Genomic DNA, 24,044 nt, shown 5'->3' on the forward strand with positions numbered 1-24,044 from the left:
TGCGACCGCCACGCCCTCCTCCACCGGACACACGACAAACCGTGTGCCTGTCCTTATGCTTGGCCACTGGCACTACTCGACAACAAGGATGTCCGATGCTCGCCGCCCTCCATCGCTACCCCCCCCCTGTGCGCCTGCTGCTTGCGATCACGTTCGCACTGACCTTGGCCCGGGCGATCACCCTGCCTTACCTGGTGGTTTACCTGGCGGACAACTTCCAGTTGCCGGTCAGCCACATCGGGCTGCTGATCGGCGGCGCGCTGATCCTGGCGTCATTGCTGAGCCTGTATGGCGGACATCTGGTCGACACCCTGAGCAACTATGCCCTGCTGATCGGCGCCATGCTGACGTTCGCCCTGGCCTTCGTCGGCGCCATCGCCAGCCGCTGGGCAGCATTGTTCTTCCTGTGCCTGGTGCTGATCAACCTGGCCCTGGCGGTGGTCGACATCGCCGCCAAGGCAGGCTTTTGCACATTACTGCCAGTGTCCGAGCGGGCCGAGGTATTCGCCATAAAGTACACCTTGAGCAACATCGCCTATGCAGCAGGCCCTCTGCTCGGGGTGGCCCTGCTCGAGCTGAATGATCACCTGCCTTTTGTAATGTCCGCAGCGATCGGCTTGGGCATGGCCCTTTTGTACCAGCGCCTGGGCGAGCGACAACTGAAGATAAGCGAGCCACGCCAGCCCGGCGCCGGCTTTGCCCAGGTCGGTCTGCAACTGGCGCGGGACCGTCGGCTGGTGTGTTTCACCCTAGGCGGCGTGCTCAGTGCCGTGGTGTTCGGGCAGTTCACCGCCTACCTCTCCCAATACCTGGTGGTCACCGCCAGCGCCAGCGAGGCAGCGAGGTTGGTGGGGTACCTTGTGACCACCAACGCCACCACGGTGATCGCACTGCAGTACCTGGTGGGCCGCCGCATCGACCGCCAGCGCCTGATGCCTTGGCTGATGGCCGGCATGACACTGTTCGTTCTCGGTCTGCTGGGCTTTTCCCTGGCAGGCTCGGTCATGGCCTGGTGCCTGGCGATGCTGGTGTTCACCTTGGGCGAGATCATCGTGATTCCGGCCGAATACATGTTCATCGACCTGATCGCGCCGGAGCACCTGCGCGGGGTCTATTATGGCGCGCAGAACCTCTCCAACCTCGGCGCGGCCCTGGGACCTGTGCTCGTCGGATTCGCCCTGGGGCTGATGGTGCCGGTGGCGATCTTCTACCTGCTGGTGTTGTCGGTGATACTGGCGGCAGGGTTCTATTACCTGGGGACAAGGGGTGCGATGGAGCGGCCATGACGCCTTAATACGCCCCCTGCTGCGCCAAGCCGGCGCCGACAGGGTCGTGACAAAGCCCAGGCCTGCGGCGTCCTGCCACTGCGACCATCGTCTGCGCTGACGAACCCCAGACTGCGTGCCAGACTGATTGATCGGGACCGCGTTTCCTTTTTTGCTCCGGAGTTTGCATGTCGTTGTCCAGTGGGCTGATCGCCGTGGTCGCCCTGGCCTATATGGCCATCATGTTCGCCATCGCCTTCTATGGCGACCGTCGCAGCACGCCATTGCCGCCACGCCTGCGCGCCTGGGTGTACAGCCTGTCGCTGGCGGTGTACTGCACAAGCTGGACCTTCTTCGGCGCGGTCGGCCAGGCTGCCGAACAGCTCTGGGCGTTCCTGCCCATCTATCTGGGGCCTGTGCTGCTGCTGGTCTTCGCGCCCTGGGTGGTGCAGAAGATGGTGCTGATCAGCAAGCAAGAGAACATCACCTCGATTGCCGACTTCATCGCTGCACGTTACGGCAAGTCACAGTCGCTGGCGGTGGTGGTGGCGCTGATCTGCCTGGTCGGCGTGCTGCCTTACATCGCCTTGCAGCTCAAGGGCATCGTGCTCGGTGTCAATCTGCTGATCGGTGCCAACGCCGACGCCACTGGCCCCCGAGTGCAGGACACCGCACTGGTGATTTCGCTGGTGCTGGCATTGTTCGCCATCGTCTTCGGCACGCGCAGCCTTGACGTCACCGAACACCACCGGGGGATGGTCCTGGCGATTGCCTTCGAATCTCTGGTCAAGCTGCTGGCCTTCCTCGCCGTTGGCGCGTTCGTCGTGTTCAATCTGTACGACGGCTTCGATGATCTGTTCACTCAGGCGCGACAGTCGGTGCATCTGGAAACCTACTGGCAGGAAACCGTCAACTGGCCTTCGATGGTGGTGCAGACTGCCGTGGCGATGATGGCCATCATCTGCCTACCCCGCCAGTTCCATGTCACTGTGGTGGAAAACATCGAGCCCCAGGACATGCGCATGGCCCGCTGGGTGTTCCCCCTGTACCTGGCCCTGGCCGCGCTGTTCGTGGTACCGATCGCCCTGGCCGGGCAGATGTTGCTGCCAGGCACGGTGATCTCCGACTCCTTCGTCATCAGCCTGCCCTTGGCCGAGGCCCACCCGAGCCTGGCATTGCTGGCGTTCATCGGCGGTGCATCGGCCGCCACCGGCATGGTGATCGTCGAGGCGGTGGCCTTGTCGACCATGGTATCCAACGACATGCTGTTGCCGTGGCTGCTGCGTCGCAAGAACGCCGAACGGCCGTTCGAGGCGTTCCGCCACTGGATGCTCTCGGTGCGCCGAGTGACCATCGTCGCCATTCTCCTGCTGGCCTATGTCAGCTACCGTCTGCTGGGTTCCACCGCGAGCCTGGCGACCATCGGCCAGATCGCCTTCGCCGCCGTAACCCAATTGACGCCAGCCATGCTGGGGGCGCTGTATTGGAAGCAGGCCAACCGCCGCGGCGTATTCGCAGGCCTCGCGGCCGGGATATTCCTATGGTTCTACACCCTGGTGTTGCCGATCGCCGCCCACAGCCTGGGATGGTCGCTGCAACTGTTCCCCGGCCTTGCCTGGCTGCACGGCAACCCGCTGAACCTGCCGATCACCCCACTGACCCAGGGTGTGGTGCTGTCCCTGGCGGGTAATTTCATCCTGTTCGCCTGGGTCTCGATCCTGTCGCGCACACGCGTCTCGGAGCACTGGCAGGCAGGCCGCTTCATCGGTCAACAGAGCAGCGCCAGGCCCAGCAACCGGTCGCTGCTGGCGGTACAGATCGACGATCTGCTCAAGCTGGCTGCGCGCTTTGTGGGCGAAGAGCGGGCGCGACAGAGCTTCATTCGTTTCGCCTATCGCCAGGGCAAGGGCTTCAACCCCAACCAGAACGCCGACGGCGACTGGATCGAGCACACCGAGCGGCTGTTGGCGGGTGTGCTTGGCACCTCTTCGACCCGCGCAGTGGTCAAGGCGGCCATCGAAGGCCGAGAGATGCAGCTTGAAGACGTGGTGCGCATCGCCGACGAAGCCAGCGAGGTGCTGCAGTTCAACCGCGCCCTGCTGCAAGGCGCCATCGAGAACATCAACCAGGGCATCAGCGTGGTGGACCAGAACCTGCACTTGGTGGCCTGGAACCGCCGCTACCTGGAGTTGTTCAACTACCCCGACGGGCTGATCAGCGTGGGTCGGCCGATTGCCGACATCATCCGCTACAACGCCGAACGCGGCCTGTGCGGCCCTGGCGAGGCGCAGGTGCATGTCGCACGCCGTCTGCACTGGATGCGCCAGGGCCGAGCACACACCTCCGAGCGGTTGTTCCCCAACGGCCGGGTCATCGAGTTGATCGGCAACCCCATGCCAGGCGGGGGCTTTGTCATGAGCTTCACCGACATCACGCCCTTCCGCGAAGCCGAACAGGCGCTCAAGGATGCCAACGAAAGCCTGGAGCAACGGGTAGCCGAACGGACCCAAGAACTCTCCCAGCTCAACCAGGCGTTAACGGAAGCCAAGAGCCGTGCCGAAGCGGTCAGTCAGTCCAAGACCCGCTTCCTGGCCGCGGTCAGCCATGACCTGATGCAGCCGCTCAATGCTGCGCGGCTGTTCTCCGCCGCCCTGTCGCAACAGGCTGAAGGCATGAACGAAGAGGCCCGGCAACTGGTGCAGCACATGGACAGCTCTCTGCGCTCGGCGGAGGAACTGATCAGCGACCTGCTGGACATCTCACGGCTGGAAAACGGCAAGATCACGCCCGATCCCAAGCCGTTCGCCCTCAACGAACTGTTCGATACCCTGGGTACCGAATTCAAGGTGCTGGCGGCGGAGAAGGGGTTGGAGTTCCGCCTGCGGGGCAGCCGGCTGCGGGTCGAGAGCGACATGAAACTACTGCGACGGGTCTTGCAGAACTTCCTGACCAACGCCCTACGATACGGCAAGAGTCCGCTGCTGCTCGGCGTGCGCCGCCAGGGCGAGCGCCTGTGGCTGGAGGTTTGGGATCGAGGCCCGGGTATCGCCGACGACAAGTTGCAGGTGATCTTTCAAGAATTCAAGCGCCTGGACAGCCACCAGACCCGCGCTGAAAAAGGCCTGGGCCTGGGCCTGGCGATCGCCGATGGCCTGTGCCGGGTGCTGGGGCATCCACTGCAAGTGCGCTCCTGGCCAGGCAAGGGCAGTGTCTTCAGGGTCAGCGTGCCGATCGCCCGGGCCCCGGCGCCCGAGACCCGCACGCCCGTGGAACAGGTCAGCCAGCCCCTGGCCGGCTTGCAGGTGCTGTGCGTGGACAACGAAGACAGCATTCTCCTGGGCATGAACAGCCTGCTCAGCCGCTGGGGCTGCCAGGTCTGGACAGCGCGCAACCGCGAGGAATGCGAAGCGTTGCTGGCCCAAGGCATGCGCCCGCACCTGGCGCTGGTGGATTTCCACTTGGACGATGGCGAGACCGGTACCGAGCTGATGGCCTGGCTACGCACCCGCCTGGGCGAGCCGGTGCCTGGCGTGGTGATCAGCGCGGACGGGCGCAACGAAACCATCGCCATGGTGCACGCCGCCGGCCTCGATTACCTGGCCAAACCAGTCAAGCCGGCGGCCTTGCGCGCCTTGCTCAATCGCCATCTGAGCCTTGTTCAGTAAGCGCTTCGCCAGCCGGCACGCCCTCGGCAAGCGCCCGCTCGAGCAATTCGCCCGGCAGACTTTTGCTGGCCCGGGCGCCAAGCAGCTTGAGTTGCTCGCTGCGGCTGACCAGGTTGCCGCGACCTTCGCACAGTTTGTTGCGCGCAGCGGCATAGGCCTTGTCCACCTGCTGCAGGCGACTGCCCAGCTCGTCCAGGTCCTGGATGAACAAGACGAACTTGTCGTATAGCCACCCGGCTCGCTCGGCGATTTCCCGCGCATTCTGGCTCTGGCGCTCCTGCTTCCACAGGCTGTCTATGACCCGCAAAGTCGCCAGCAAGGTGGTCGGGCTGACAATCACGATCTGCCGATCGAAGGCTTCCTGGAACAGGTTGGGCTCGGCCTGCAAGGCTGCCGAGAACGCCGCTTCTATGGGCACGAACAGCAGGACGAAATCCAGGCTGTGCAAACCGTCCAAACGATTGTAATCCTTGCTCGATAGCCCTTTGACATGACTGCGCAGGGATTGAACGTGCTGCTTGAGGGCAGCCTGGGCGCGTTCGGCATCGGTGTCAGCCACAAACTGTTGGTAGGCCGTGAGGCTGACCTTGGCATCGACCACGACCTGTTTGTTGCCTGGCAGCATGATCAGCACATCGGGCTGGTAACGCTCCCCGTCGGCACTCTTGAGGCTGACCTGGGTTTGGTACTCCCGCCCCTTCTCCAGCCCCGCATGCTCCAGCACCCGCTCGAGAATCAGCTCCCCCCAGTTGCCCTGGGTCTTCTGGCCCTTCAAGGCCTGAGTCAGGTTCGTGGCTTCATCCGACAGGCGCAAGTTGAGCTGCTGTAGGCGCTCGAGCTCCTTGCCCAGGGAAAAGCGCTCGCGCGCCTCTTGCTGGTAGCTTTCCTCAACGCGCTTCTCAAACGCCTGGATGCGTTCCTTGAGTGGGTCGAGCAACTGGCCCAGGTGCTGCTGGCTGGTCTGGGTGAAACGTTGTTCACGCTCATCGAAGATCTTGGTAGCCATCTCGGCGAACTGGGCACGCAAGGAATCGCGCGCCTCCTGCAGGTCTTCGAGACGCTGTTGGTGGCTTTCCTGCTGTTCCCGCAGCTCTGCCTCCAGGCGTGCGGCCTGGGCCTCCAGGCGACGCTGCTCGGCTTCCCGATTGGCCCGCTCGAGCTGCCAGGCGTGGGCGGCATCACGGGCGTTGTCGCGATCGATCTGCAATAACTCGAGTTCTCGGGCCTGGGCCGCCAAAGTGGTCTGCTTGACCACGTTCGCCTCGCTCAGGTCGCTGATCTCATCACGGCAAGCCTCCAGTTGCGCTTGCAGACCTTCGTGGGCAAGTTGGGCGCTGGATAGGCGCTCTTGCACCAACGCCAGCTCCGATTGCCTGGCCGACAGTTGTCGCTGCAACTGCAATGCCCAACCCAGGCAAGGGACGGCTGCGGCGACGAGGCCCAGCAGGATACTGGCAAGATCCACTGCCATAGCGACTCCAATCGATGTTCGACAATGCCGTGAGCTTACCAGTTGATGCTTTGGGTGGCTTTACCGCTCCTGCCACAAGGGTAAAGCCTGCTCCATCGCGGGCGTAGCAGGACTCTCCTGCGATAGGCACTCAAACCGGAAGCAGCTGTCGGAGCAACCGCCGCGCCTCTTGCGACCCCTGCCCTGCCGCCAACTCCAACCAATAACGGGCCTGCTCCGGCTCGCTGGCCTGACACAGGCGACCATATTCGAGTTGCGCACGACGATCGCCCGCGCGCGCAGCCTGGCGCAACAGGTCATGACCGATGCGCCGGTCGCGGGCATTGCCGCACTCCCGGCAAAGCATCTGCCCCAGGCGGCTCTGGGCCACTACCACACCCTGGCGCGCGGGTTGCTTTAACAGGCGGCCGGCCAGGTGCTTGACGTGCGTCTTGTCCCCCAGGCGTGGACTGTCGAGCAGCCACAGGGCGACTTTCAAGGAAAAGCGCTTGGAATAAGGCTCTGACGAAGAGACAGGGGGACTGGCGAGGTGTTTACCGCGAAACTTCATGACCAACAGCGAAGGCAACTCGAGAGGCGCGCCACTGTACTCTTTTTTTATTCGGATGACCCGGTGCTTTTGGGGCGAAGTAAAAAAAATTTCTACGATCTTTTCTTGACGTTTTTTGAAGCCATGGTATCGCTTCTGGGCTGCCTCATGATTGTCGGACAATTCGAAAAACAGCTGGCACGCCCGTCCTAGAGCAAGCGCTCGGGACAATCCACAGAAGCTGTGGATAACTCGGTGGACAACCCCCCCGACGTGGCCGCAAAGCCCCATGAAATGGGGCTTTTGGTCAAACTGTCGATTTTTTCACCAGCAAAAATTAGTGTTTTTTTTCATTGACTTAAGCGCACAGTCAAGTCATTGGCGAGGCTCCCGTAGGCTGTTGCCAAGTTGTTACAAGTCGTTGTCAGTGTGTGCACAAGTGAGCGATTTACAGCCATTTGGATGCCACCGGTGTAGGCATCGTCCCCACTGCCGGTCTGCGCCCCACTTCACAGTCAATCAATTAAACGCCATACTGCTCGGCTAGCCTGGTAAAACACGAAATCGCTTGCCAGGTACAGATGTTTAGGGTAGGGTGCTCACCGTTAGTACCCAGCTGAAAGTCAATTCTGGCCAACAGTGTCCTTGCAGTGCCTCGCTCGACCCAACGAGTAGCCATTGCTGAAACCAGGACCGGCCCTTTCGATGATTCCCAGGCAGCCCCGCTGCTCCATCACGAATCACGTAACAGATTGATCGGGATTTTTCACCCAGAGGCCTCGAACCTTGGCCCTGGCGTGCCTTGCCCGCCTTCTGATGTACCTACCAGTCAGCCCAGCGCCCATATTTGCTTGCGCCTCCTCTGGCTGCCCTGTTCCAGTCAGGTTCTTCGTCCCTTAATAAAGGCGTCACTGGAACGTTTCTAAGATGCACGGATCGAACCCCGTGTTAAATGCAGGAACATCCAAACAATATGAATACTCATCATCAGATCCAATCCGCCATCGGCACCCTGTCCCAGGCCTTCGCACCCTTGAAGTGCCTCATCGTCGCACCTCGCAAGGGCAGCTTCAGTTTCACTCTGGTCGACGAGCATGGCGTCGCATGCCATACCGAACGCCTGTACCCTGAGCAGTACAACCGCAGCGCGCCGCTGCAGGCCATCATCGAGCGCACTCGCCAGTCGTTGGCCGCGTGAACGACATATACCCATGTATTCACACGCTCGGTAACCCCTTCGCTTGCCAGCCTGATCGTTCTTGGCGTAATTGCTACAAGGCATATACGCCGGGGCGTCCGGCAGCAATCGATTTAAAAACAGCCCTTTACACCACGATTATCACACTACACTTCAACTCGAGCGGTGCGAGCCGCTTCCGGCGGGCCTGATCAATTCACCAGCTGCCAAGCTCCAGCGCCCGTCGGCCCTTAACTGATCGAGGGCATCATGGGCATCGCAGCGAAAGAGTTGTGTCAGTATGTGATCCGACCGACCCTGATCTACCTGGATCGTCATTGCGAAAGCGCCGAAGCCTTGCTGCTGGGCGTGGCCGCTAGCCAGTCGGCACTCGGCTCGGCATTGCACGACAGGCGTGGTCACGGCCTCTACCGAATCGGCGAAACTCGCCATCAGGCCCTCTGGGACGACTACCTGGCACGCGATCCGGATCTGGCGAGCCTGGTCCGCGGCCTGGCCAGCCAGCATGCATTCCTTCGCGGTCCTCACCTAGAACTTGCAGTCAACCTGCGTTATTCCACCGCGATCGCCTGGATGCTCATCGAAGAGCAGGCCCCTCGATTGCCAGCTGCCGATGACCTGTTGGGACTGGCGCGCGTCTGGCGCCAAATCTTCCACCCCCAAGGGCGCCTGCGCGATTTCACCCACGCTTGGCATCTTTGTGTGAACCCCATTCTTTCGGAAGCATCTTAAGAGGTGCCTTACAAATTAACCGGAAAAAAGGGAATTTTGGTCGGATTGTCCTACAAAACTACACGAACTGCTGCGATTGAGCCTATAGCGCAGCACGTAAATTGTTGGTAGCTTTTCGCCCCGGAGAACCCAAGGAGTTTCACAATAATGAAAAAAGCAATGCTCAAAACCTCCCTCGGTGTAGCTGTCGCCCTCGCATCCAGCCAACTGTTCGCAGCAGGTTTCGCCCTCAACGAACAAAGCGTCAGCGGTATGGGGACAGGTTTCGCAGGGCGTTCGTCTTCTGCCGAAGATGCCAGCACTGTCTATGGCAACCCTGCCGGCATGTCGCGCCTGAAGCGTGAACAAGTTACCGTCGGCGGTGCTGCCGTCATCGCCAAGACCGATATCTCGGGTCGCGGAAGTAACTACGGGGGTGAGACTGACGGTGACATGGTGCCAACCGTCGGCGTACCAATGGGTTACTACGTCAAGCCGATCGATGACCACTGGAGCGTAGGCTTCGGTGTGTATGTACCCTTCGGCCTGATCACCGACTACGGTGGAGATGATGCCGCACGTTACTGGGGCAAGAAGAGCAAAGTCGAGGTCGTAACATTCCAGCCGACCGTCAGCTATGCATTCAACGACAAGGTGTCGATTGGCTTTGGCCCGACCATCAACCGCATCAAGGGTGAACTGGGTTCGAACCTCAGCAGCCAGGCCTTTGCTGGCCCGGGCTCTCGCGATGGCGAAGTCAAGATCAAGGGCGACGATACCGCCGTGGGCTACAACATCGGTGTACTGGTACAGGCCACTGATCGCACCCGCCTGGGCCTGACCTACCATTCGATGGTCGACTACAAGCTCGAAGGCAACACCCGCGTTTCATACCCTCTGCCCATCGGCCTGAGCGGCAAGTTCGACGCCAGTCTGAAGATCAAGACCCCTGAGTCGGTAGATTTCTCGATTACTCACGAACTGGATGACAACTGGACGCTGTATGCCGGTAGCACCTGGACTCGTTGGAGCCGTCTGGAAAACATTACCGTCGAGAACGAGGCTCCCGCAGGCTATCCGCTCAAGACCATCACCGAAGAGCAGAACTGGCACGACACCTGGGCCCACGCCATTGGCGCAGCCTACAAGGTGAACAAGGAGTGGACCCTGCGCGCAGGCTTCTCCGTCGACCAGTCGCCAACCAACAACCACGACCGTTCGCCACGTATCCCGACTGGCGATCGCAAGGCGGTCAGCTTCGGTGCTGGCTGGAGCCCGAACGACGACATGACCATCGACGTGGCTTACTCCTACCTGTGGGAAGAAGACACCAAGGTCAACAATCGTCCGGACTCCCTGCAGGAAGGCGCTTTGAAGGGCAGCTACCAGGCCAAGTACGAAAACAGCGCTCACGGCATCGGTGCATCCCTCACCTACCGCTTCTGAGTTGCACCCGCTACATGAAGAGACCGCCCTCGTGGCGGTTTTTTCATGCCTGTACCAACCAAGGCTCGGCCAACGTGGGATCAACGACCCCACGCGCACTGAACATCATGGCTGGGAAGCGATGGCTTTTTCGATCGCTGCCTGGAAGGCGGGGTCGTCAGGCTTGGTCAGGCTGGAGAAGTTGGCGATCACCTTGCCCTGGCGATCGATCACGTATTTGTAGAAATTCCATTTCGGCGCACTGCTCTGACGCGCCAACTCAACGAACAAGGGCACCGCATCCTTGCCACGCACAGCCTGGGCCTTGGTCATGGTGAAGGTCACGCCATAGTTGGCGTAGCACACCTTGGCGGTCTTCTCACTGTCGGCATCTTCCTGCTTGAAGTCGTTCGAAGGCACGCCGAGCATTTCCAGGCCCTTTTCGTGGTAAGCCTTGTAGGTCGATTCCAAGCCCTCGAACTGCGGGGCAAAACCGCAATAGCTGGCGGTATTGACCACCACCAGCGGTTTGCCGGCAAAGCGCTCGCACAAATCGATCTGCTCCTTGCCACGCAGTTCGGGCAGGCTACCTTGCAGCAAGGCGGGGCAATCGGCCGCCCAACTGGACGAAGCGGCGGCAAGAACCAGTAACGAAAGGGTAAACCTGCGTAAAGACATCGTACGGCACTCCTGCAAGATGAAAATCCGTTACCTGCAGGGTAGCGCCTAACAAACACCCATGCCCAACTGCATCAACGCCAGACCACCCTCATGCCAGCCCCACCACGCCAGCGCCAGCAGCACGAGCGCGCCCGCTGCCAGCAACCCACGCGTCAGGGAGCGGTTCATGCCGGCTGGGCCTGCAGGCGTGCCACAGGACGCTCGCGCACGGGCCAGTTCAAGGCAGCAGCCAACACGCTCAACAGAATCGAGATCTGCCAGACCAGCTCGTAGCTGCCGGTACGGTCGTACACCACGCCGCCCAGCCAACCACCGAGGAAGGCGCCCAACTGATGGAACAGGAAGACGATGCCACCGAGCATGGACAGGTTACGTACACCGAATACTGTGGCCACGGTGCCATTGGTCAGCGGGACCGTGGACAACCACAAAAGCCCCATGGCGACGCCAAACAGATAAGCACTGACCTGAGTCACCGGCGCCCATAGGAACAACACGATCACCACCGCCCGCAACAGGTACAAGCCCGTGAGCAAACGCGGTTTGGACATGCGCCCGCCCAACCAACCGGCGGTGTAGGTACCGACGATATTGAACAGCCCGACCAACGCCAGCACGGTGGTGCCGGTGGTCGCCGGCAGATGCTGGTCCACCAGGTAGGCCGGCAGATGTACGCCGATGAACACCACTTGGAAACCGCAGACGAAAAAGCCCAGCGCCAGCAACCAGAACCCTGAATGCGAACACGCCTCGCGCAGCGCCTGGCCGAGTGTCTGCTCGGTACCGTGATTCGGAAGTGGTCGATCACGCAACAGGCCCACGAACGGCACGATCAAGGCCACCAGCAAGCCCAGTACCAGCAAGGCCGCCGACCAACCCAACCACTGGATCAGGCCGAGCGTCCCCGGCAGCATGGCAAATTGGCCGAATGAGCCGGCGGCACTGGCGATACCCATGGCCAAGCTGCGTTTTTCCGCCGGGACTGCGCGTCCCACAACACCGAGAATGACCGAGAAGGATGTGCCAGACAGCCCAATGCCGATCAGCAGACCGGCGCTGAGCGAGAGCGACCAAGCCGAGTCGGCCATGCCCATCAATACCAGCCCAACGGTGTAGAGAATCCCGCCGATGATCACGACCCGCGCGGCGCCCAAGCGGTCAGCCAAGGCTCCGGCAAACGGCTGGGCCAGACCCCAGATAAGGTTCTGCAGGGCGATGGCAAAGGCGAACACTTCCCTCCCCCAGCCGAACTCGGCACTCATGGGCGCCAGGAACAGGCCAAAGCCATGCCGCACCCCCAGGGACAACGCCAGAATCAGCGCCGCCCCCAACAACACCCACCCGCTGGTTCGCCATACCGAGGTCATCGTCGTTCTCTCCAGCACATCGCAAGGTTCATGCGGGTATATACCCACTTTTAGTTGTAAAACATCAGGCCAGGCGTTCCAGCAGCGCAATCAGCACGTCCCGCTGCCCTTCGCCCAATCGCTCGATCAATTTCCGCTGAGCCTGTTCCCATGCGGGATGCGCAGCGCGCAATAACGCTTCGCCCGCCGCACTCAGGAGCACCAGGCGATTGCGCTGGTCGTCGCCATCGGACAGTTTCACCAGCCCTTCAGCCTCCAGTACGCGCAAGTTGCGCCCTAGGGTGCTGCGATCCAGGCCCATGGCTTCGGCCAAGGTGGTGATGCTTGGCCGATCGAGCCGCTGCAGGTGACGTAGCAGGGAAAACTGCGCGACATTGACGCCGAAGCCGGCAAGGGCTTCGTCGTAGTGTCGGCTCACCCCACGGGCGGCTCGGCGAAGATGGGTACAGATGCATTCACTGGTCAGCATGAATGCGTGTATATACCCGCAACCGAAATGTTGCAATAAATTTCAAATCTGATGTTATGGCGCCAACCGCCGGCGAATCGGCTCGAACTCAGCCGTAGCCTGGCGCGCCAGCGGATCAGGCTCACCCTTTTCGATCGCCTGCCAGTAGCGCCAGGGCACCTTGGCCGCGCCCAGTTCGTAGTCCATGCCGTCCCAGTTGTCTTCCCGGAAGCTGTAGAAGGCCCAGTGCAGTTGCTGCTTGTCCAAGACAGTGAGGACATCCTCGAGGTATTGCTTGCACCCGGCCAGTCGTCGCATGCAGCCGAACTCCCCCACCACCAGACGAGAGCGGGGAACCCCCACCGCATCCGCCCATTCCAGCGGCTTTTGAAGATAAGCCGCTACCCGTTCACCATCCCATCGTTCACGCTTGCCGCCGAAGGGTGCCGGCCCCGGATAGGGAATCGGCTGCTTGCGCGCCATATTCGGCGCACTGGTAGCCGAATAGGGCTCGTACATATGCACGCTGTAGAGCACTCGCCGATCTGGCAACGCCGTCGGCCAATAACCGAAGGCATCGGCTGCTGCGTACCAGCCGGCATCGACCATGATCGGGGTGGTCGCATCCACCTCACGAATTGCCGCGACCAGCTCGCGATACAAGGCCGGCAAATCACGCGGGCCGCCTTGCTCACCGGCGTACCACTGCTGCATACGTTGCAGCTCGGCATGCTCGGCCAGGCCGCCATGGCGCTCTGGCGCCGGCTCGTTGATCAAGTTGTAGGCCGCCACGGCGGGGTGATCTTTCAGTTCTTGGGCAAGGTCATGCCAAAAGGTTGCCGCCTGGGTCCAGTAGCGTTTGTCCCGCCAGAGCCGGTCGTCGAACTGGCCTTGGTTGTTTTGTGACCAGCGCATGCCCGGCAACGAAAGCGGGGCGATCACAACCTTCAGTCCCGCGGCGTGGGCGTTGTCCAGCACGGTCTTCAACTGCGCCAGGTCTTGGGGCGAAAGCCCCTTGTAGGCGTCAGCATCGCCGAGCAGGAAATCACGCCCCTGAGGCTTCCACTTGTCGTAAGACAACCGTACCCAGGTGGCGCCGTAGCCACTCAATGCCTGGAAGTAGGATCGATCGGGAGGCAAACGGTTGAAACTGTTGCCGCCATGGCGGGGGCTGTTCCAGAAATCGATGAGGTCTGCAGCGTTGGCCGGCAGGCTTGCCAGCGCCAAGAGGCTGGCGAACATCCAGTGGCGCATGCGAGGGCTCCCTGATGCATGGGTCGGCCCGTGAGCATACGCCCGCCTCGCCAGGGAAACCGTTCAGCAACATTGCGGGAAGTTGCATGGTGTCGTTGTGTCAGGCCTTTGCACGCGAAAAGTCCAGCTTTGACAACAGAGACCTCAATGCCCAGACAACGCCAGCCCCAATACCACCGTCAGCTCCAATAGCTCCAACAGGGCTCCGGCGGTGTCCCCTGTTGTCCCGCCCAGGCGCCGGCACATCAGGTGACGAATCCAGAAAAAGACCACGACCGACACCAGCAGCACCCAAAGTACCGTCAAGCCACCGAGCAGCACGCAGACCAGCGCACTGCCAACCAGCGTCCAACCCGCCGCCTGTCTGGGCAGGTGATCGGCCAGCGCTTGTCCAAGCCCTCCCGGGCGCACATAAGGGGTGCCCATGAACAGCCCCAGCAAGGCAGCGCGCCCGACCACCGGGCCCAATACCAGCCAGGCACCTGCGTCGCGCTCCACCAGCACCCAGAGAGCGCAGAACTTGAGCAACAGCACCAACACCACAGTAACGACAGCAATCGGTCCGCTGCGTGGGTCCTTCATGATCTGCAAGGTGCGCTCGCGATCACCAAAGCCCCCCAGCCACGCGTCGGCGGTGTCGGCCAGGCCATCCAGGTGCAGCGCACCACTGAGCAGCACCCACAGTGTGAGCAGCAAGGCCGCGTGCAAGGGCGCGGCGACACCTGCGAGCCACTGACTGGCCAACCATAGCAGCAGGCCGAACAGCAGGCCGATCACCGGGTAAAACAATAACGAACGGCCCATCTGCCGAGGCTCCGGCATCCCCGGCAAGCGCACCGGCAAACTGCTGAGAAACTGCAGGGCGATCCAGAACGGCAGCACTTCAGCCCTCCTCTCGCAGTTGGCCATCGCTCGCCAGGTTCAGGCGCCGCAACGCCCCGTGCCCGACCTCGATTTGAAGCAGCTGTTCACGCGGCAGGCCGCGGGCACGTGCCAGCAGCAGCCGCATCACGCCGCCATGGGTGATCAGCAGTACGCGCTTGCCCTGATGCTGCCTGGCCAAGTCGTCGACGGCCGCGAGCACCCGCTCGGCAAATGCACTCACTGGCTCGCCATTGGGCGGCGTGTAGCCATACGGGTCGGCCCAGAAGCGCCCCAGGTCATCCGCTTGTTCCTGCATGATCTGCGCGGCACTGCGCCCTTCCCAATCCCCAAAGTGCAGCTCACGCACGCCAGCTTCGCGTTGCACCGGCAGCGCCAGTCGCGTGCCGAGCTCATCGGCAAACTGTGCGCAGCGACGCAGGGGGGAACTGACCAGCACGTCCCAGGGCCCCGCCTCGGCTACCGCTTCGCGCATCTGTGCCCAACCGCGCTCGGTCAAGGCGTCGTCCAGGCTACCGCGCAGGCCACCGCCCAATTCGGTTTCGCCGTGGCGCAGCAGGTCGAGCCTCATACCGAGCGATCCGCCACGGCGGCTTCGGCGAAGGTCGCCATCTGCCCGTGCAAGGCGCAGGCCAGACGCATCAGCGGCACGGCCAATGCCGCACCGCTGCCCTCGCCCAGCCGCAAGCCGAGGGCGAGCAAGGGGGTCGCTTGCAGCGCTTCGAGCAAGGCCCGATGTCCCGGTTCCGCGCCCTGGTGAGCGAACAGCAGCCAAGGTCGGCAGTCAGGGTTCAGGCGCACCGCCACCAGGGCAGCGACACTGCAGATGAAGCCGTCCACCAACACCGCCACCCCCTGCTGGGCACAGGCCAGATAAGCACCGACCAGCGCGGTGATTTCAAAACCACCGACGCAGGCCAGGGCCTGCAGCGGGTCGTCGGCACGCAAGCCGTGCAGCGCCAGGGCACGCTCGATCACCTGCGCCTTGTGCCGCACGCCGACAGCATCCAGACCGGTACCTGGACCGCTCAGGGCCTGCGCCGAGCACTCCAACAGGACACTGGCCAACGCAGCTGCGGCGGTGGTGTTGCCGATGCCCATTTCGCCACCGATGAACAACGTGGCGCCCTGTTCGGCGGCACGCAACGCACTGTCGCGCCCGGCAGCGAGCGCCGCCTGCCATTGCGCCTCGGTCATCGCCGGTTGGCGGGCGAAGTTGGCCGTGCCGGCGCCCAGGCGCAGATGGCGTACCCCAGGCAAGGCAAGCTCAAGGTCGATGGTGCCCAGATCGACCACGTCCAAAGTGGCCTGAAGTTGGCGCGCCAGTACGCTGATCGCAGCGCCCCCCCCGACGAAATTGCGCAGCATCTGGCCGGTCACCGCTTGTGGATACGCGGAGATGCCCTCCTCCACCACCCCGTGGTCACCTGCGAAGATCGTGATGGCCACCCGTTCCAGGGTCGGCCGTTCACAGCCTTGCAGGCCCGCCAGTTGCACAGCCAGGCCTTCCAGTTGACCGAGCGAGCCGGCCGGCTTGGTCAGTTGCTGCTGACGGGCACGGGCCTGCTCCATGGCGGCGCTGTCGAGGGGTTGGCAGGCGTCACGCCACCAAGGTTGAGTCATAGGGAGGGTCCTTTGAGCATGAGAGGAAGGCCAGCCACCGTCAGTACCACGCGCTCGCAGCGCTCGGCCACCGCCTGGTGCAGCCAGCCGGCCTGGTCGACATAGCGACGGGTCAGCTCGCCCATAGGCACCACGCCCAGGCCGGTTTCGTTGCTGACCAGGATGATGGTGCCTGGCAGTGTCTGCAGGCATTCGAGCAGCGCATCGCGCTCCTGGGCCAGGCGTGTGTGGTCGTCCAGCATCAGCAGGTTGGTCAGCCACAGGGTCAGGCAGTCCACCAGCAGGCAGCGCCCTTCGGCGGCTTCGGCACGCAGCACGCTGGCCAAGGCCAAGGGCTCTTCGATCAGCCCCCAATCGGCGGGGCGACGTTGGCGATGCAGTTGCACGCGCTCGTTCATCTCACCGTCCAGCGGCTCGCTGGTGGCAATGTAGGTCACCGGCAGGCCGCTGGCCTGGGCCAATTGCTCGGCCAGGCGGCTCTTGCCGGAGCGGGCACCGCCCAGGATCAGGTTGCGCATGTCAGGCGACTCCACACAGTTGGCGCAGGCGCGCGGTGTCCAGATGTTGTTCCACGAGGTCGGCCAGGCGCTCGATGTCCCGCTCGCGCAGGGCGTCGTAGTCGATGGTCTGGGCGTCTTCCAGCCCGGCCCAACGCAGCAGCGCCGCACACGAGTGGCTGCCCTCGAACAGGCCGTGCAGGTAGGTAGCGAGCACCTGTCCGTCGGCGCTGATCGCGCCGTCACAACGGCCATCTTCCAGGTGCACGGCGGGGTGCTCCAGGGCCGGGCCGCGGGTGACGCCTGCGTGGATTTCATATCCCCCTACCTCAGCCTGCTCCAGGCTCAGGGTGCCGCGTACGTTACGCAGTTGCTTTTCAGCCTCCAGCTGCGTGACGTAATCCAGCAGACCCAACCCCGGGCTCGAGCCTGCCGGGCCTTCCAGGCCAAGCGGATCGTGAACTTCACGGCCGAGCATCTGTAGCCCACCACAGATACCGATGAGCTTGCCGCCATAGCGCAGGTGCCGGGCGATGGCAGTGTCCCAGCCGCGCGCGCGCAATTGCGCCAGATCGCCCCGCACGCTCTTGGAGCCGGGCAGGATGATCAGGTCCGCCGCAGGGATCGGCTGACCAGGGCCGACGAACTGCAGGTCGACCTGCGGGTGCAGGCGCAGCGGGTCGAAGTCGGTGTGATTGCTGATGCGCGGCAACACCGGGACGATCACCTTGAACAGGCGCCCGGCCTGGGTCGCCTGCCGTGCATCGATGGCATCCTCGGCTTCCAGATGCAGGTCGGTCACGTACGGCAACACGCCCAGTACCGGCTTGCCGGTGCGCTGCTCCAGCCAGTCCAGGCCCGGCTGCAGCAAGGCGATGTCACCGCGAAAACGATTGATGACGAAGCCCTTGACCCGCGCCTGCTCGCTCGGCGACAGCAGCTCCAGGGTACCGACCAGGTGGGCGAACACACCGCCACGATTGATATCCGCCACCAGAATCACTGGGCAGTCCACCGCTTCGGCAAAGCCCATGTTGGCGATATCACCCGCACGCAGGTTGATTTCCGCCGGCGAGCCCGCGCCCTCGACCATCACCACCGGATAGGCGGAGCTCAGGCGCTGGTGGGATTGCAGCACCGCTTGCATGGCGATGGCCTTGTAGTCGTGGTAGGCCACGGCATTCATGCACGTGACGGCACGGCCATGGACGATTACCTGGGCCCCGGTGTCGCTGTTGGGTTTGAGCAGTACCGGGTTCATGTCGGTGTGTGGCGCCAGGCGGCAGGCCTGGGCCTGTACCGCCTGGGCGCGACCGATCTCGCCGCCGTCGGCAGTCACCGCGCTGTTGAGCGCCATGTTCTGCGGCTTGAACGGCACCACACCGATGCCTTGGCGCAACAGCCAGCGGCACAAGGCGGTGACCAGCGTGCTTTTGCCGGCATCGGAGGTGGTGCCTTGCACCATGAGCGTGGTCATGCCGATTCCTTCTGGTATTGCGCCAGCGCCTGGCGCAGGCGCTGTTCGTCCGCTTCGTTGGCCGGTAGCCCCAGACGCACGGCCTGAGGCTGTTCGAACAGCCGCACCAGGATGCCCCGACGGGCGAGAAACTCATGCAGGTGCGCGGCTTGCGGCGTACGCACGTACTGGAACAGATCGCAGCCGCCGCTGGGCATCAGCCCCGCCTCTTCGAGCAGCGCCGCCAGACGCTGACTGGCTTGAGCACAACGGCTGGTCTGGGTGCGATGGGCCGCTGCGTCATTGAAGCAAGACTGCCCCAAAACCCGCGTCGGTCCGCTGATGGTCCAGGGGCCGAGCAGTTCGGCCAAGCGCTGCAACAGGGCCTGCTCGGCCATGACGAAGCCTAGTCGCACCCCCGCCAAGCCAAAGAACTTGCCGAACGAGCGCAACACGATCAGGCCCGCGCGATCGGCGCAATCAACGATGCTCTGGGCGGGGGTGTTGTCCATGAAGGCTTCGTCGACCAACAACCAACCGCCACGACGCGTCAGGCGAGCGTGCCAGTCGAGCAAGCGCTCGCGCGGTACGCACCGCCCCGTAGGGTTGTTGGGGTTGACCAGCACCAGCACATCGAGGCTGTCCAGGGCCTGTTCGACCTGCTCATCGGCCAGTTCGACCACTTGGTGTCCTGCACGCCGCCAGGCGTGAGGGTGCTCGGCATAGCAAGGCGCGAGCACGCCAACCCGTCCGGCGGGCCGCAGGGACGGCAAGCCTTGGATCGCCGCCTGGGAGCCGGCCACCGCCAGCAGGCTGTCGACGCCATAGTAGGTGCGCGCTGCCTGCTCCAGGCCATCTTCGACCTCGGGCAGGCGCGCCCAAGCCTCCACCGCAATCGCCGGGATGGCGTAGGGCCACGGGGCGATGCCGCTGGAAAGGTCTAGCCAGTGTTCACGGGCAATGCCGTACTGCCGCACTGCGCGCAGCAGACGACCACCATGTTCAAGCATTCCAATACGCTCCCAGGCAGATCACCAGCAACCACAGCCATACCCCGCGCTGCACCAGGCTCCAACCTCGTTCGATGGCCTCGGCGTCGGCCACAGGCCCCTCCCCCAGGCGCGCACGCTCGTGCAACTCGCCGTGGTACACCGCAGGTCCGCCCAGCTCGACACCCAGGGCACCTGCACCCGCTGCCATCACCGGGCCGGCATTCGGGCTGTCCCACAACGGCGCCTGGTTGCGCCAGCAGGCCAGGGCCAGGCGGGTCTTGCCCAGCAGCGCGTAGGTCAGCGCCACCAGCCGGGCTGGAATGTAGTTCAGGACATCGTCGATACGCGCCGCGGCCCAGCCGAAGCGTTCGAAGCGTTGATTGCGATAGCCCCACATGGCATCGAGGGTATTGCTCAGGCGATACAGCACCACCCCGGGCGCACCGGCCACGACAAACCAGAACAACGCCGCAAAGACCGCATCACTGCCGTTCTCCAGTACCGATTCGGTGGCGGCGCGGGCCACGGCGGGCTCATCCAGCTCGCGGGTTTCACGGCTCACCAGATACCCCACCCGCCGCCGCGCCTCGTCCAGATCCCCCCGACGCAGAGCTTCAGCCACCGGCTGAACATGCTCGCCCAGGCTGCGTAGCCCCAGGGCGCAATACAGCGCCAGCACATCCACCAGCCAGCCGATAAAGGGCAACCAGGAGAGCACCAGCGCCAGCAGAGTCAACGGCACCACGGCAAGCAGCCAGGCACTGACGCCATGGCTGCGCCAACCCCGACCGCCCGCGTTCAGCCGCTGCTCCAGGCGCGCGGCGAAGTTGCCGAACCCCACCAGCGGATGACGCCGTCTCGGCTCGCCCAGCAAGGCATCCAGGGCCACCCCGGCCACAGTCAGCAAAGCCACGCTCATTGCCGCTCTCCCCAATGGTTCTCATAGAGCATTTCACTCAGCGGCCGCTCCTGGGCCCATTGCTCCAGCACCAGCATTGGCGCCGGGTAGAACTCGACCACTGGCCCCAGGCACAGCACGGCCATCGGCTTGGCGCCCGCCGGCATGCCCAGCAGATCGCCCAGTGCCTGCGGGTCGAACAACGACACCCACCCCATGCCCAGGCCCTCGGCACGGGCTGCCAGCCAAAGGTTCTGAATGGCGCAGGCCAGCGATGCCAGGTCCATCTCCGGCAAGGTCCTGCGGCCGAAGATGTGCGCTTCGCGGTGGTCCATCAGTGCCGCCACCAATACCTCGGCACAATCCTGGATACCTTCGACCTTGAGCTTCATGAATTCATCGGAGCGCTCTCCAAGGGCCTGGGCGGTGCAGGCTCGCTCCTGTTCCACCAGCGCCTGGACTTGGCCACGCAAGGCGCGATCACTGATGCGGATGAAGCGCCAAGGCTGCATCAATCCGACACTGGGCGCCTGATGGGCAGCGGCCAGCAGGCGGGCGAGCAGCTCGGGCGCGACCTCGCCGCCTGCGAAATGGCGCATGTCGCGACGCTCGCCGATAGCGCGGTAGACCGCGGCGCGCTCGGCAGCGGAAAAGGCATGTTCGCTCATGGTCGCAGCAGCGCCGCCGTCGCGTGGGGGTTGGAGGGGAAATAGAAGTGTACGTACGACGCAGTCAGGCGCCCGATCCGATAGACCGCCTCGTTGCCGCGCCCACCGTTGGGGCTCTGGCCTCGGGCGATCGGCTCGAGCGCCGTCTCGGTCAAGGAGTGATGATAGGTGTGGCCGCGCAAGGTGCCCTCCGGCAATTCCACCGCTTGCAGGGCAAGGGCAGCCAGGCGCTTTTGCATCACCGCTTCACCCGGCAGCAGACCCAGCAACTCGGCGCGCTCGCCTGCCACATCAGTCAGGGCGTCGAGCAAATAGAGCATGCCGCCGCATTCGGCCAGCAAAGGCTTGCCCTGGACGTGATGGGCGCGGATCGCCTCGCGCATCGGCGCGTTGCTGGCCAGGGCGTGGTGGTGCAGTTCGGGATAGCCGCCAGGCAGGTAAAGGCTGTCCACGGACGGCAACGCCTGATCGTGTACAGGAGAAAAAAACACCAACTCCGCACCCAGCGCACGCAGCAAATCGAGGTTGGCGCCATAGGTGAAGGCAAAGGCTTCATCCCGGGCCACGCCAATGCGCACACCCGCCATGCACGGCAGCGCCTGTGCAGTTGTGGGGGCGGCGAATACCACCGGGGGCGGCAAGGCGGCATCACAGCTTTCGCCCAGGGCCTGAGCAGCGGCGTCCAGGCGCAGGTCCAGATCGTTGAGTTCACTGGCCTGGACCAATCCCAGGTGACGGCTGGGCAGCTCGATGCCGCGCTCGCGGGACAGCCCGCCATACCAGCGCAAGCCTTCAGTGAGGCTGCCTTCGAGCAACTGTGCATGACGCAGGCTGCCGACCCGGTTGGCCAGCACGCCGGCAAAGGGCAGGTCGCGCTGGTAGTGCGCAAGGCCCAGGGCCAGGGCACCGAAGGTCTGCGCCATGGCTGTGCCATCGATCACCGCGAGCACTGGTACGCCGAAGTGGCGCGCAAGGTCCGCGCTCGATGGCGTGCCATCGAACAACCCCATGACCCCTTCGATCAGGATCAGGTCGGCATCGCCTGCCGCCTCCCAGAGCAGACGCCGACTCTCGTCAGCCCCGATCATCCACAGGTCGAGTTGGTACACCGGCGCGCCGCTGGCGCGCTCGAGGATCATCGGGTCGAGAAAATCTGGCCCGCACTTGAACACTCGGACCTTACGGCCAAGGTTGCGGTGCAGGCGCGCCAGGGCAGCGGTGACAGTAGTCTTGCCCTGGCCAGAAGCGGGTGCCGCGATCAGCACCGCCGGACAATACCGGGGCTGGCTCATAGCTCCACGCCCTTCTGGGCACGGATGCCAGCCTGGAAGGCGTGCTTGATCACGCCCATCTCGGTGACGGTGTCGGCCAGCTCGATCATTTCGGGCTTGGCGGCGCGGCCGGTGACGATCACGTGTTGCATCGGCGGGCGGGCCTGCAGATCCGACAGCACTTGGTCGAGGTCCAGGTAGCCGTGCTTGAGGGCGATGTTCAGCTCGTCCAGCACCACGAACTGTACCGAAGGGTCCTGCAACAGCTGGCGCGACACCGCCCAGGCGGCTTCGGCGGCGGCGATGTCACGTTGGCGATCCTGGGTCTCCCAGGTGAAGCCCTCTCCCATGACGTGGTAGCGCACCTGTTCGGGGAAGCGGCGGAAGAACAGCTCTTCGCCTGTGCTGTCACGGCCCTTGATGAACTGCACCACGCCGCACTGCATGCCATGCCCCATGGCGCGGGCGAGCATGCCGAAGGCCGAGCTGCTCTTGCCTTTGCCATTGCCGGTGAGCACCAGCAGCAGGCCGCATTCATTGGGGGCATTGGCGATGCGCTCGTCGATGATCGCCTTCTTGCGCTGCATGCGCGCCAGGTGGCGTTCGTCGCGTTCGGTGGATTCGCTCATCAGGATTCTCCGCAAGCTGTCGACGCGCACGGAAGGCGACGACAGGTCGATAGACAGGCAGACGGAGAACGCGCAGAGGCCGCGGCAGAAGGCCACGGTGCACCGCGCATCACCCTCCGTGATGCCGTTGGCAGTGACAGGCCGGTCTCCGGGCTCGTGAGCAGGGCCTTGGCCCATGGATCGCGCGCCTTCCCGGATACCTGTATCCAGTGGCCCTGCACGACCTTTGACTCACCTACCGTTGCGGGGGCAGCGCCGGATTCGCGCCTTGCTGGCGCCCACCGGCTTCCCAGTTTCACCCTGCCCAACCGAAGGCTGGCAGAGCACCTGAAACACGCCGCGAAGGTTAGAGGGTTGGGGCGGGAGCGTCAATGAAGCGCGCCCGAGGCAATGCTCGACTTCATGGCTTGTGCCGGACGTGCAGCAGTGATATCACATAGCCATCAGTGTTCGGCAATGCGATCGAAACTATAAGGAGAGCGCAGCATGCGAGGCCTGATCATCAACAACCAGAACCTGGAATTCCTGCGACCGGCCCTGGAAGGCTGGATCGAGTGCATCGACCGCTTCAACCAGGTACATGGCGATAGCGAGGCGCCCTACTGGCACGGCGCGGCCACCAACAGCGGACTGCTCGCAGCCGCCGCCTGGCAGGCCGAACAGGTCGCCTTGGCGCACTATCCCAGCAAGAAGCAACGCGACGAAGGCGAACGCGAAGGCCGCTGCGACCTGTCGATCAGCACCGCCGAGCAATCCGTTCATCTACATGTCAGCCAACGCTGGCCGCGCATCGCCCGCCTGGACCTGGCCACTGCCCTGCAGGAAACCGCCACTCTCGCCCGCCCGATCGCCTACCCCAGCCAGCTCAAGGCCGGCGCGTTGTTCGTCAGCCCCTGGAAGGCCGGGCAGCACGCCAGTCCCGAGGAGCTGCAAGACTTGGTCGACGACCTGCAAAAACACACAGCCTGCGCCATCGCCTGGCATTTCCCCTACGCCTACCGTTCGCTGCACAACGAACTGGGGCAGTATTTCCCTGGGGTGGCATTGTTGCTCAAGCAGGCGTAGGCAAGCCGATGAGCCCACGCGGAAGCCATCCGGCGGTCGCTAGGCCCAT

The 24,044-nt window shown here is 63.5% G+C and carries 23 protein-coding genes and 1 riboswitch; of the genes, 6 read left to right on the forward strand and 17 right to left on the reverse strand.

Annotated features, from left to right (window positions below):
- Positions 1-95 precede the first annotated feature (95 nt).
- Both AB1N67_RS18625 and AB1N67_RS18630 read left to right on the forward strand, forming a co-directional pair.
- Entirely contained in the window at positions 96-1,286 is a 1,191-nt protein-coding gene (locus AB1N67_RS18625; RefSeq protein ID WP_102082285.1) for an MFS transporter, read from the forward strand.
- 167 nt (positions 1,287-1,453) lie between these two features.
- On the forward strand, positions 1,454-4,930 hold the full coding sequence (locus AB1N67_RS18630) for a PAS domain-containing hybrid sensor histidine kinase/response regulator (protein ID WP_102082286.1): 3,477 nt from the start codon (positions 1,454-1,456) through the stop codon (positions 4,928-4,930).
- Here the strand turns inward: AB1N67_RS18630 and rmuC are convergent.
- Both rmuC and AB1N67_RS18640 read right to left on the reverse strand, forming a co-directional pair.
- Positions 4,902-6,287 carry a DNA recombination protein RmuC gene (rmuC, locus tag AB1N67_RS18635; protein ID WP_180962737.1) on the reverse strand — a complete coding sequence of 462 codons (1,386 nt, stop codon included), beginning with the start codon at positions 6,285-6,287 and terminating at the stop codon, positions 4,902-4,904. The two genes, AB1N67_RS18630 and rmuC, sit on opposite strands and share 29 nt — an antisense overlap.
- A 244-nt stretch (positions 6,288-6,531) precedes the next feature.
- Entirely contained in the window at positions 6,532-6,951 is a 420-nt protein-coding gene (locus AB1N67_RS18640; RefSeq protein ID WP_043215564.1) for a tetratricopeptide repeat protein, read from the reverse strand.
- A 952-nt stretch (positions 6,952-7,903) separates the two neighbouring features.
- On the opposite strand from AB1N67_RS18640, the gene AB1N67_RS18645 reads away from it, so the two are divergent.
- From AB1N67_RS18645 to AB1N67_RS18655, 3 genes are all read left to right on the forward strand, one after another.
- Complete coding sequence (locus tag AB1N67_RS18645) at positions 7,904-8,128, forward strand: hypothetical protein (RefSeq protein WP_043215552.1); 225 nt, start codon at positions 7,904-7,906, stop codon at positions 8,126-8,128.
- A gap of 249 nt (positions 8,129-8,377) precedes the next feature.
- Positions 8,378-8,860: a hypothetical protein gene (locus AB1N67_RS18650; protein ID WP_102082288.1), complete on the forward strand. Its 483-nt coding sequence runs from the start codon at positions 8,378-8,380 to the stop codon at positions 8,858-8,860.
- Between the two features lie 147 nt (positions 8,861-9,007).
- Positions 9,008-10,285 (forward strand): OmpP1/FadL family transporter, encoded by a 1,278-nt coding sequence (locus AB1N67_RS18655; RefSeq protein WP_043215732.1) that lies wholly within the window; start codon positions 9,008-9,010, stop codon positions 10,283-10,285.
- A 105-nt stretch (positions 10,286-10,390) separates the two neighbouring features.
- Here the strand turns inward: AB1N67_RS18655 and AB1N67_RS18660 are convergent, their stop codons facing one another.
- The 15 genes from AB1N67_RS18660 to cobO form a co-directional block, all read right to left on the reverse strand.
- Complete coding sequence (locus tag AB1N67_RS18660; RefSeq protein ID WP_043215731.1) at positions 10,391-10,942, reverse strand: glutathione peroxidase; 552 nt, start codon at positions 10,940-10,942, stop codon at positions 10,391-10,393.
- 48 nt (positions 10,943-10,990) lie between these two features.
- Positions 10,991-11,113, reverse strand: a complete 123-nt coding sequence (locus tag AB1N67_RS18665; RefSeq protein ID WP_256664366.1) for a hypothetical protein — start codon at positions 11,111-11,113, stop codon at positions 10,991-10,993.
- Positions 11,110-12,312 (reverse strand): MFS transporter, encoded by a 1,203-nt coding sequence (locus tag AB1N67_RS18670; RefSeq protein WP_102082289.1) that lies wholly within the window; start codon positions 12,310-12,312, stop codon positions 11,110-11,112. The genes AB1N67_RS18665 and AB1N67_RS18670 overlap by 4 nt, the downstream gene beginning before the upstream one ends.
- A 64-nt stretch (positions 12,313-12,376) precedes the next feature.
- Entirely contained in the window at positions 12,377-12,781 is a 405-nt protein-coding gene (locus AB1N67_RS18675) for a MarR family winged helix-turn-helix transcriptional regulator (protein WP_102082290.1), read from the reverse strand.
- A gap of 54 nt (positions 12,782-12,835) precedes the next feature.
- Positions 12,836-13,948 carry a cellulase family glycosylhydrolase gene (locus tag AB1N67_RS18680; RefSeq protein ID WP_332107711.1) on the reverse strand — a complete coding sequence of 371 codons (1,113 nt, stop codon included), beginning with the start codon at positions 13,946-13,948 and terminating at the stop codon, positions 12,836-12,838.
- 210 nt (positions 13,949-14,158) lie between these two features.
- Positions 14,159-14,896, reverse strand: coding sequence for an adenosylcobinamide-GDP ribazoletransferase (locus tag AB1N67_RS18685; RefSeq protein WP_102082291.1), 738 nt, complete (start codon positions 14,894-14,896; stop codon positions 14,159-14,161).
- Position 14,897: 1 nt separating this feature from the next.
- Positions 14,898-15,467: an alpha-ribazole phosphatase family protein gene (cobC, locus tag AB1N67_RS18690; RefSeq protein WP_102082292.1), complete on the reverse strand. Its 570-nt coding sequence runs from the start codon at positions 15,465-15,467 to the stop codon at positions 14,898-14,900.
- Positions 15,464-16,519, reverse strand: a complete 1,056-nt coding sequence (cobT, locus tag AB1N67_RS18695) for a nicotinate-nucleotide--dimethylbenzimidazole phosphoribosyltransferase (RefSeq protein WP_102082293.1) — start codon at positions 16,517-16,519, stop codon at positions 15,464-15,466. The genes cobC and cobT overlap by 4 nt, the downstream gene beginning before the upstream one ends.
- Complete coding sequence (gene cobU / locus AB1N67_RS18700) at positions 16,516-17,037, reverse strand: bifunctional adenosylcobinamide kinase/adenosylcobinamide-phosphate guanylyltransferase (protein ID WP_102082294.1); 522 nt, start codon at positions 17,035-17,037, stop codon at positions 16,516-16,518. Before cobU ends, cobT begins: the two co-directional genes overlap by 4 nt.
- 1 nt (position 17,038) lies before the next feature.
- Positions 17,039-18,493 carry a cobyric acid synthase gene (locus AB1N67_RS18705; protein ID WP_043215724.1) on the reverse strand — a complete coding sequence of 485 codons (1,455 nt, stop codon included), beginning with the start codon at positions 18,491-18,493 and terminating at the stop codon, positions 17,039-17,041.
- On the reverse strand, positions 18,490-19,482 hold the full coding sequence (gene cobD, locus AB1N67_RS18710; RefSeq protein WP_090343601.1) for a threonine-phosphate decarboxylase CobD: 993 nt from the start codon (positions 19,480-19,482) through the stop codon (positions 18,490-18,492). The genes AB1N67_RS18705 and cobD overlap by 4 nt, the downstream gene beginning before the upstream one ends.
- The gene (cbiB, locus tag AB1N67_RS18715; RefSeq protein ID WP_090343599.1) at positions 19,475-20,383 is read right to left on the reverse strand and encodes an adenosylcobinamide-phosphate synthase CbiB; all 909 of its coding nucleotides are present in this window, start codon (positions 20,381-20,383) and stop codon (positions 19,475-19,477) included. Before cbiB ends, cobD begins: the two co-directional genes overlap by 8 nt.
- Positions 20,380-21,030, reverse strand: a complete 651-nt coding sequence (bluB, locus tag AB1N67_RS18720) for a 5,6-dimethylbenzimidazole synthase (protein WP_043215661.1) — start codon at positions 21,028-21,030, stop codon at positions 20,380-20,382. The genes cbiB and bluB overlap by 4 nt, the downstream gene beginning before the upstream one ends.
- Positions 21,027-22,322, reverse strand: coding sequence for a cobyrinate a,c-diamide synthase (locus AB1N67_RS18725; RefSeq protein ID WP_102082295.1), 1,296 nt, complete (start codon positions 22,320-22,322; stop codon positions 21,027-21,029). The genes bluB and AB1N67_RS18725 overlap by 4 nt, the downstream gene beginning before the upstream one ends.
- Positions 22,319-22,930 carry a cob(I)yrinic acid a,c-diamide adenosyltransferase gene (cobO, locus tag AB1N67_RS18730; protein WP_043215681.1) on the reverse strand — a complete coding sequence of 204 codons (612 nt, stop codon included), beginning with the start codon at positions 22,928-22,930 and terminating at the stop codon, positions 22,319-22,321. The genes AB1N67_RS18725 and cobO overlap by 4 nt, the downstream gene beginning before the upstream one ends.
- A gap of 121 nt (positions 22,931-23,051) precedes the next feature.
- A riboswitch (cobalamin riboswitch) is annotated at positions 23,052-23,276 on the reverse strand.
- A 140-nt stretch (positions 23,277-23,416) separates the two neighbouring features.
- On the opposite strand from cobO, the gene AB1N67_RS18735 reads away from it, so the two are divergent.
- Positions 23,417-23,995: a hypothetical protein gene (locus tag AB1N67_RS18735; protein ID WP_043215665.1), complete on the forward strand. Its 579-nt coding sequence runs from the start codon at positions 23,417-23,419 to the stop codon at positions 23,993-23,995.
- Positions 23,996-24,044 lie beyond the last annotated feature (49 nt).

Source organism: Pseudomonas guariconensis, from assembly GCF_040822035.1.
GTDB classification, from domain to species: domain Bacteria; phylum Pseudomonadota; class Gammaproteobacteria; order Pseudomonadales; family Pseudomonadaceae; genus Aquipseudomonas; species Aquipseudomonas guariconensis.

What these genes read in the sequence shown, in the direction of transcription:
- AB1N67_RS18630 (WP_102082286.1), top strand. Translation starts at nt 1,454, where the DNA reads ATGTCGTTGTCCAGTGGGCTGATCGCCGTGGTCGCCCTGGCCTATATG.
- cbiB (WP_090343599.1), bottom strand. Translation starts at nt 20,383, where the DNA reads ATGAGCGTGGCTTTGCTGACTGTGGCCGGGGTGGCCCTGGATGCCTTG.
- AB1N67_RS18640 (WP_043215564.1), bottom strand. Translation starts at nt 6,951, where the DNA reads ATGAAGTTTCGCGGTAAACACCTCGCCAGTCCCCCTGTCTCTTCGTCA.
- AB1N67_RS18670 (WP_102082289.1), bottom strand. Translation starts at nt 12,312, where the DNA reads ATGACCTCGGTATGGCGAACCAGCGGGTGGGTGTTGTTGGGGGCGGCG.
- AB1N67_RS18645 (WP_043215552.1), top strand. Translation starts at nt 7,904, where the DNA reads ATGAATACTCATCATCAGATCCAATCCGCCATCGGCACCCTGTCCCAG.
- AB1N67_RS18725 (WP_102082295.1), bottom strand. Translation starts at nt 22,322, where the DNA reads ATGAGCCAGCCCCGGTATTGTCCGGCGGTGCTGATCGCGGCACCCGCT.
- AB1N67_RS18705 (WP_043215724.1), bottom strand. Translation starts at nt 18,493, where the DNA reads ATGACCACGCTCATGGTGCAAGGCACCACCTCCGATGCCGGCAAAAGC.
- AB1N67_RS18625 (WP_102082285.1), top strand. Translation starts at nt 96, where the DNA reads ATGCTCGCCGCCCTCCATCGCTACCCCCCCCCTGTGCGCCTGCTGCTT.
- AB1N67_RS18660 (WP_043215731.1), bottom strand. Translation starts at nt 10,942, where the DNA reads ATGTCTTTACGCAGGTTTACCCTTTCGTTACTGGTTCTTGCCGCCGCT.
- cobD (WP_090343601.1), bottom strand. Translation starts at nt 19,482, where the DNA reads ATGCTTGAACATGGTGGTCGTCTGCTGCGCGCAGTGCGGCAGTACGGC.
- AB1N67_RS18665 (WP_256664366.1), bottom strand. Translation starts at nt 11,113, where the DNA reads ATGAACCGCTCCCTGACGCGTGGGTTGCTGGCAGCGGGCGCGCTCGTG.
- cobC (WP_102082292.1), bottom strand. Translation starts at nt 15,467, where the DNA reads ATGAGGCTCGACCTGCTGCGCCACGGCGAAACCGAATTGGGCGGTGGC.
- AB1N67_RS18735 (WP_043215665.1), top strand. Translation starts at nt 23,417, where the DNA reads ATGCGAGGCCTGATCATCAACAACCAGAACCTGGAATTCCTGCGACCG.
- cobU (WP_102082294.1), bottom strand. Translation starts at nt 17,037, where the DNA reads ATGCGCAACCTGATCCTGGGCGGTGCCCGCTCCGGCAAGAGCCGCCTG.
- AB1N67_RS18650 (WP_102082288.1), top strand. Translation starts at nt 8,378, where the DNA reads ATGGGCATCGCAGCGAAAGAGTTGTGTCAGTATGTGATCCGACCGACC.
- AB1N67_RS18655 (WP_043215732.1), top strand. Translation starts at nt 9,008, where the DNA reads ATGAAAAAAGCAATGCTCAAAACCTCCCTCGGTGTAGCTGTCGCCCTC.
- bluB (WP_043215661.1), bottom strand. Translation starts at nt 21,030, where the DNA reads ATGAGCGAACATGCCTTTTCCGCTGCCGAGCGCGCCGCGGTCTACCGC.
- cobT (WP_102082293.1), bottom strand. Translation starts at nt 16,519, where the DNA reads ATGACTCAACCTTGGTGGCGTGACGCCTGCCAACCCCTCGACAGCGCC.
- AB1N67_RS18675 (WP_102082290.1), bottom strand. Translation starts at nt 12,781, where the DNA reads ATGCTGACCAGTGAATGCATCTGTACCCATCTTCGCCGAGCCGCCCGT.
- cobO (WP_043215681.1), bottom strand. Translation starts at nt 22,930, where the DNA reads ATGAGCGAATCCACCGAACGCGACGAACGCCACCTGGCGCGCATGCAG.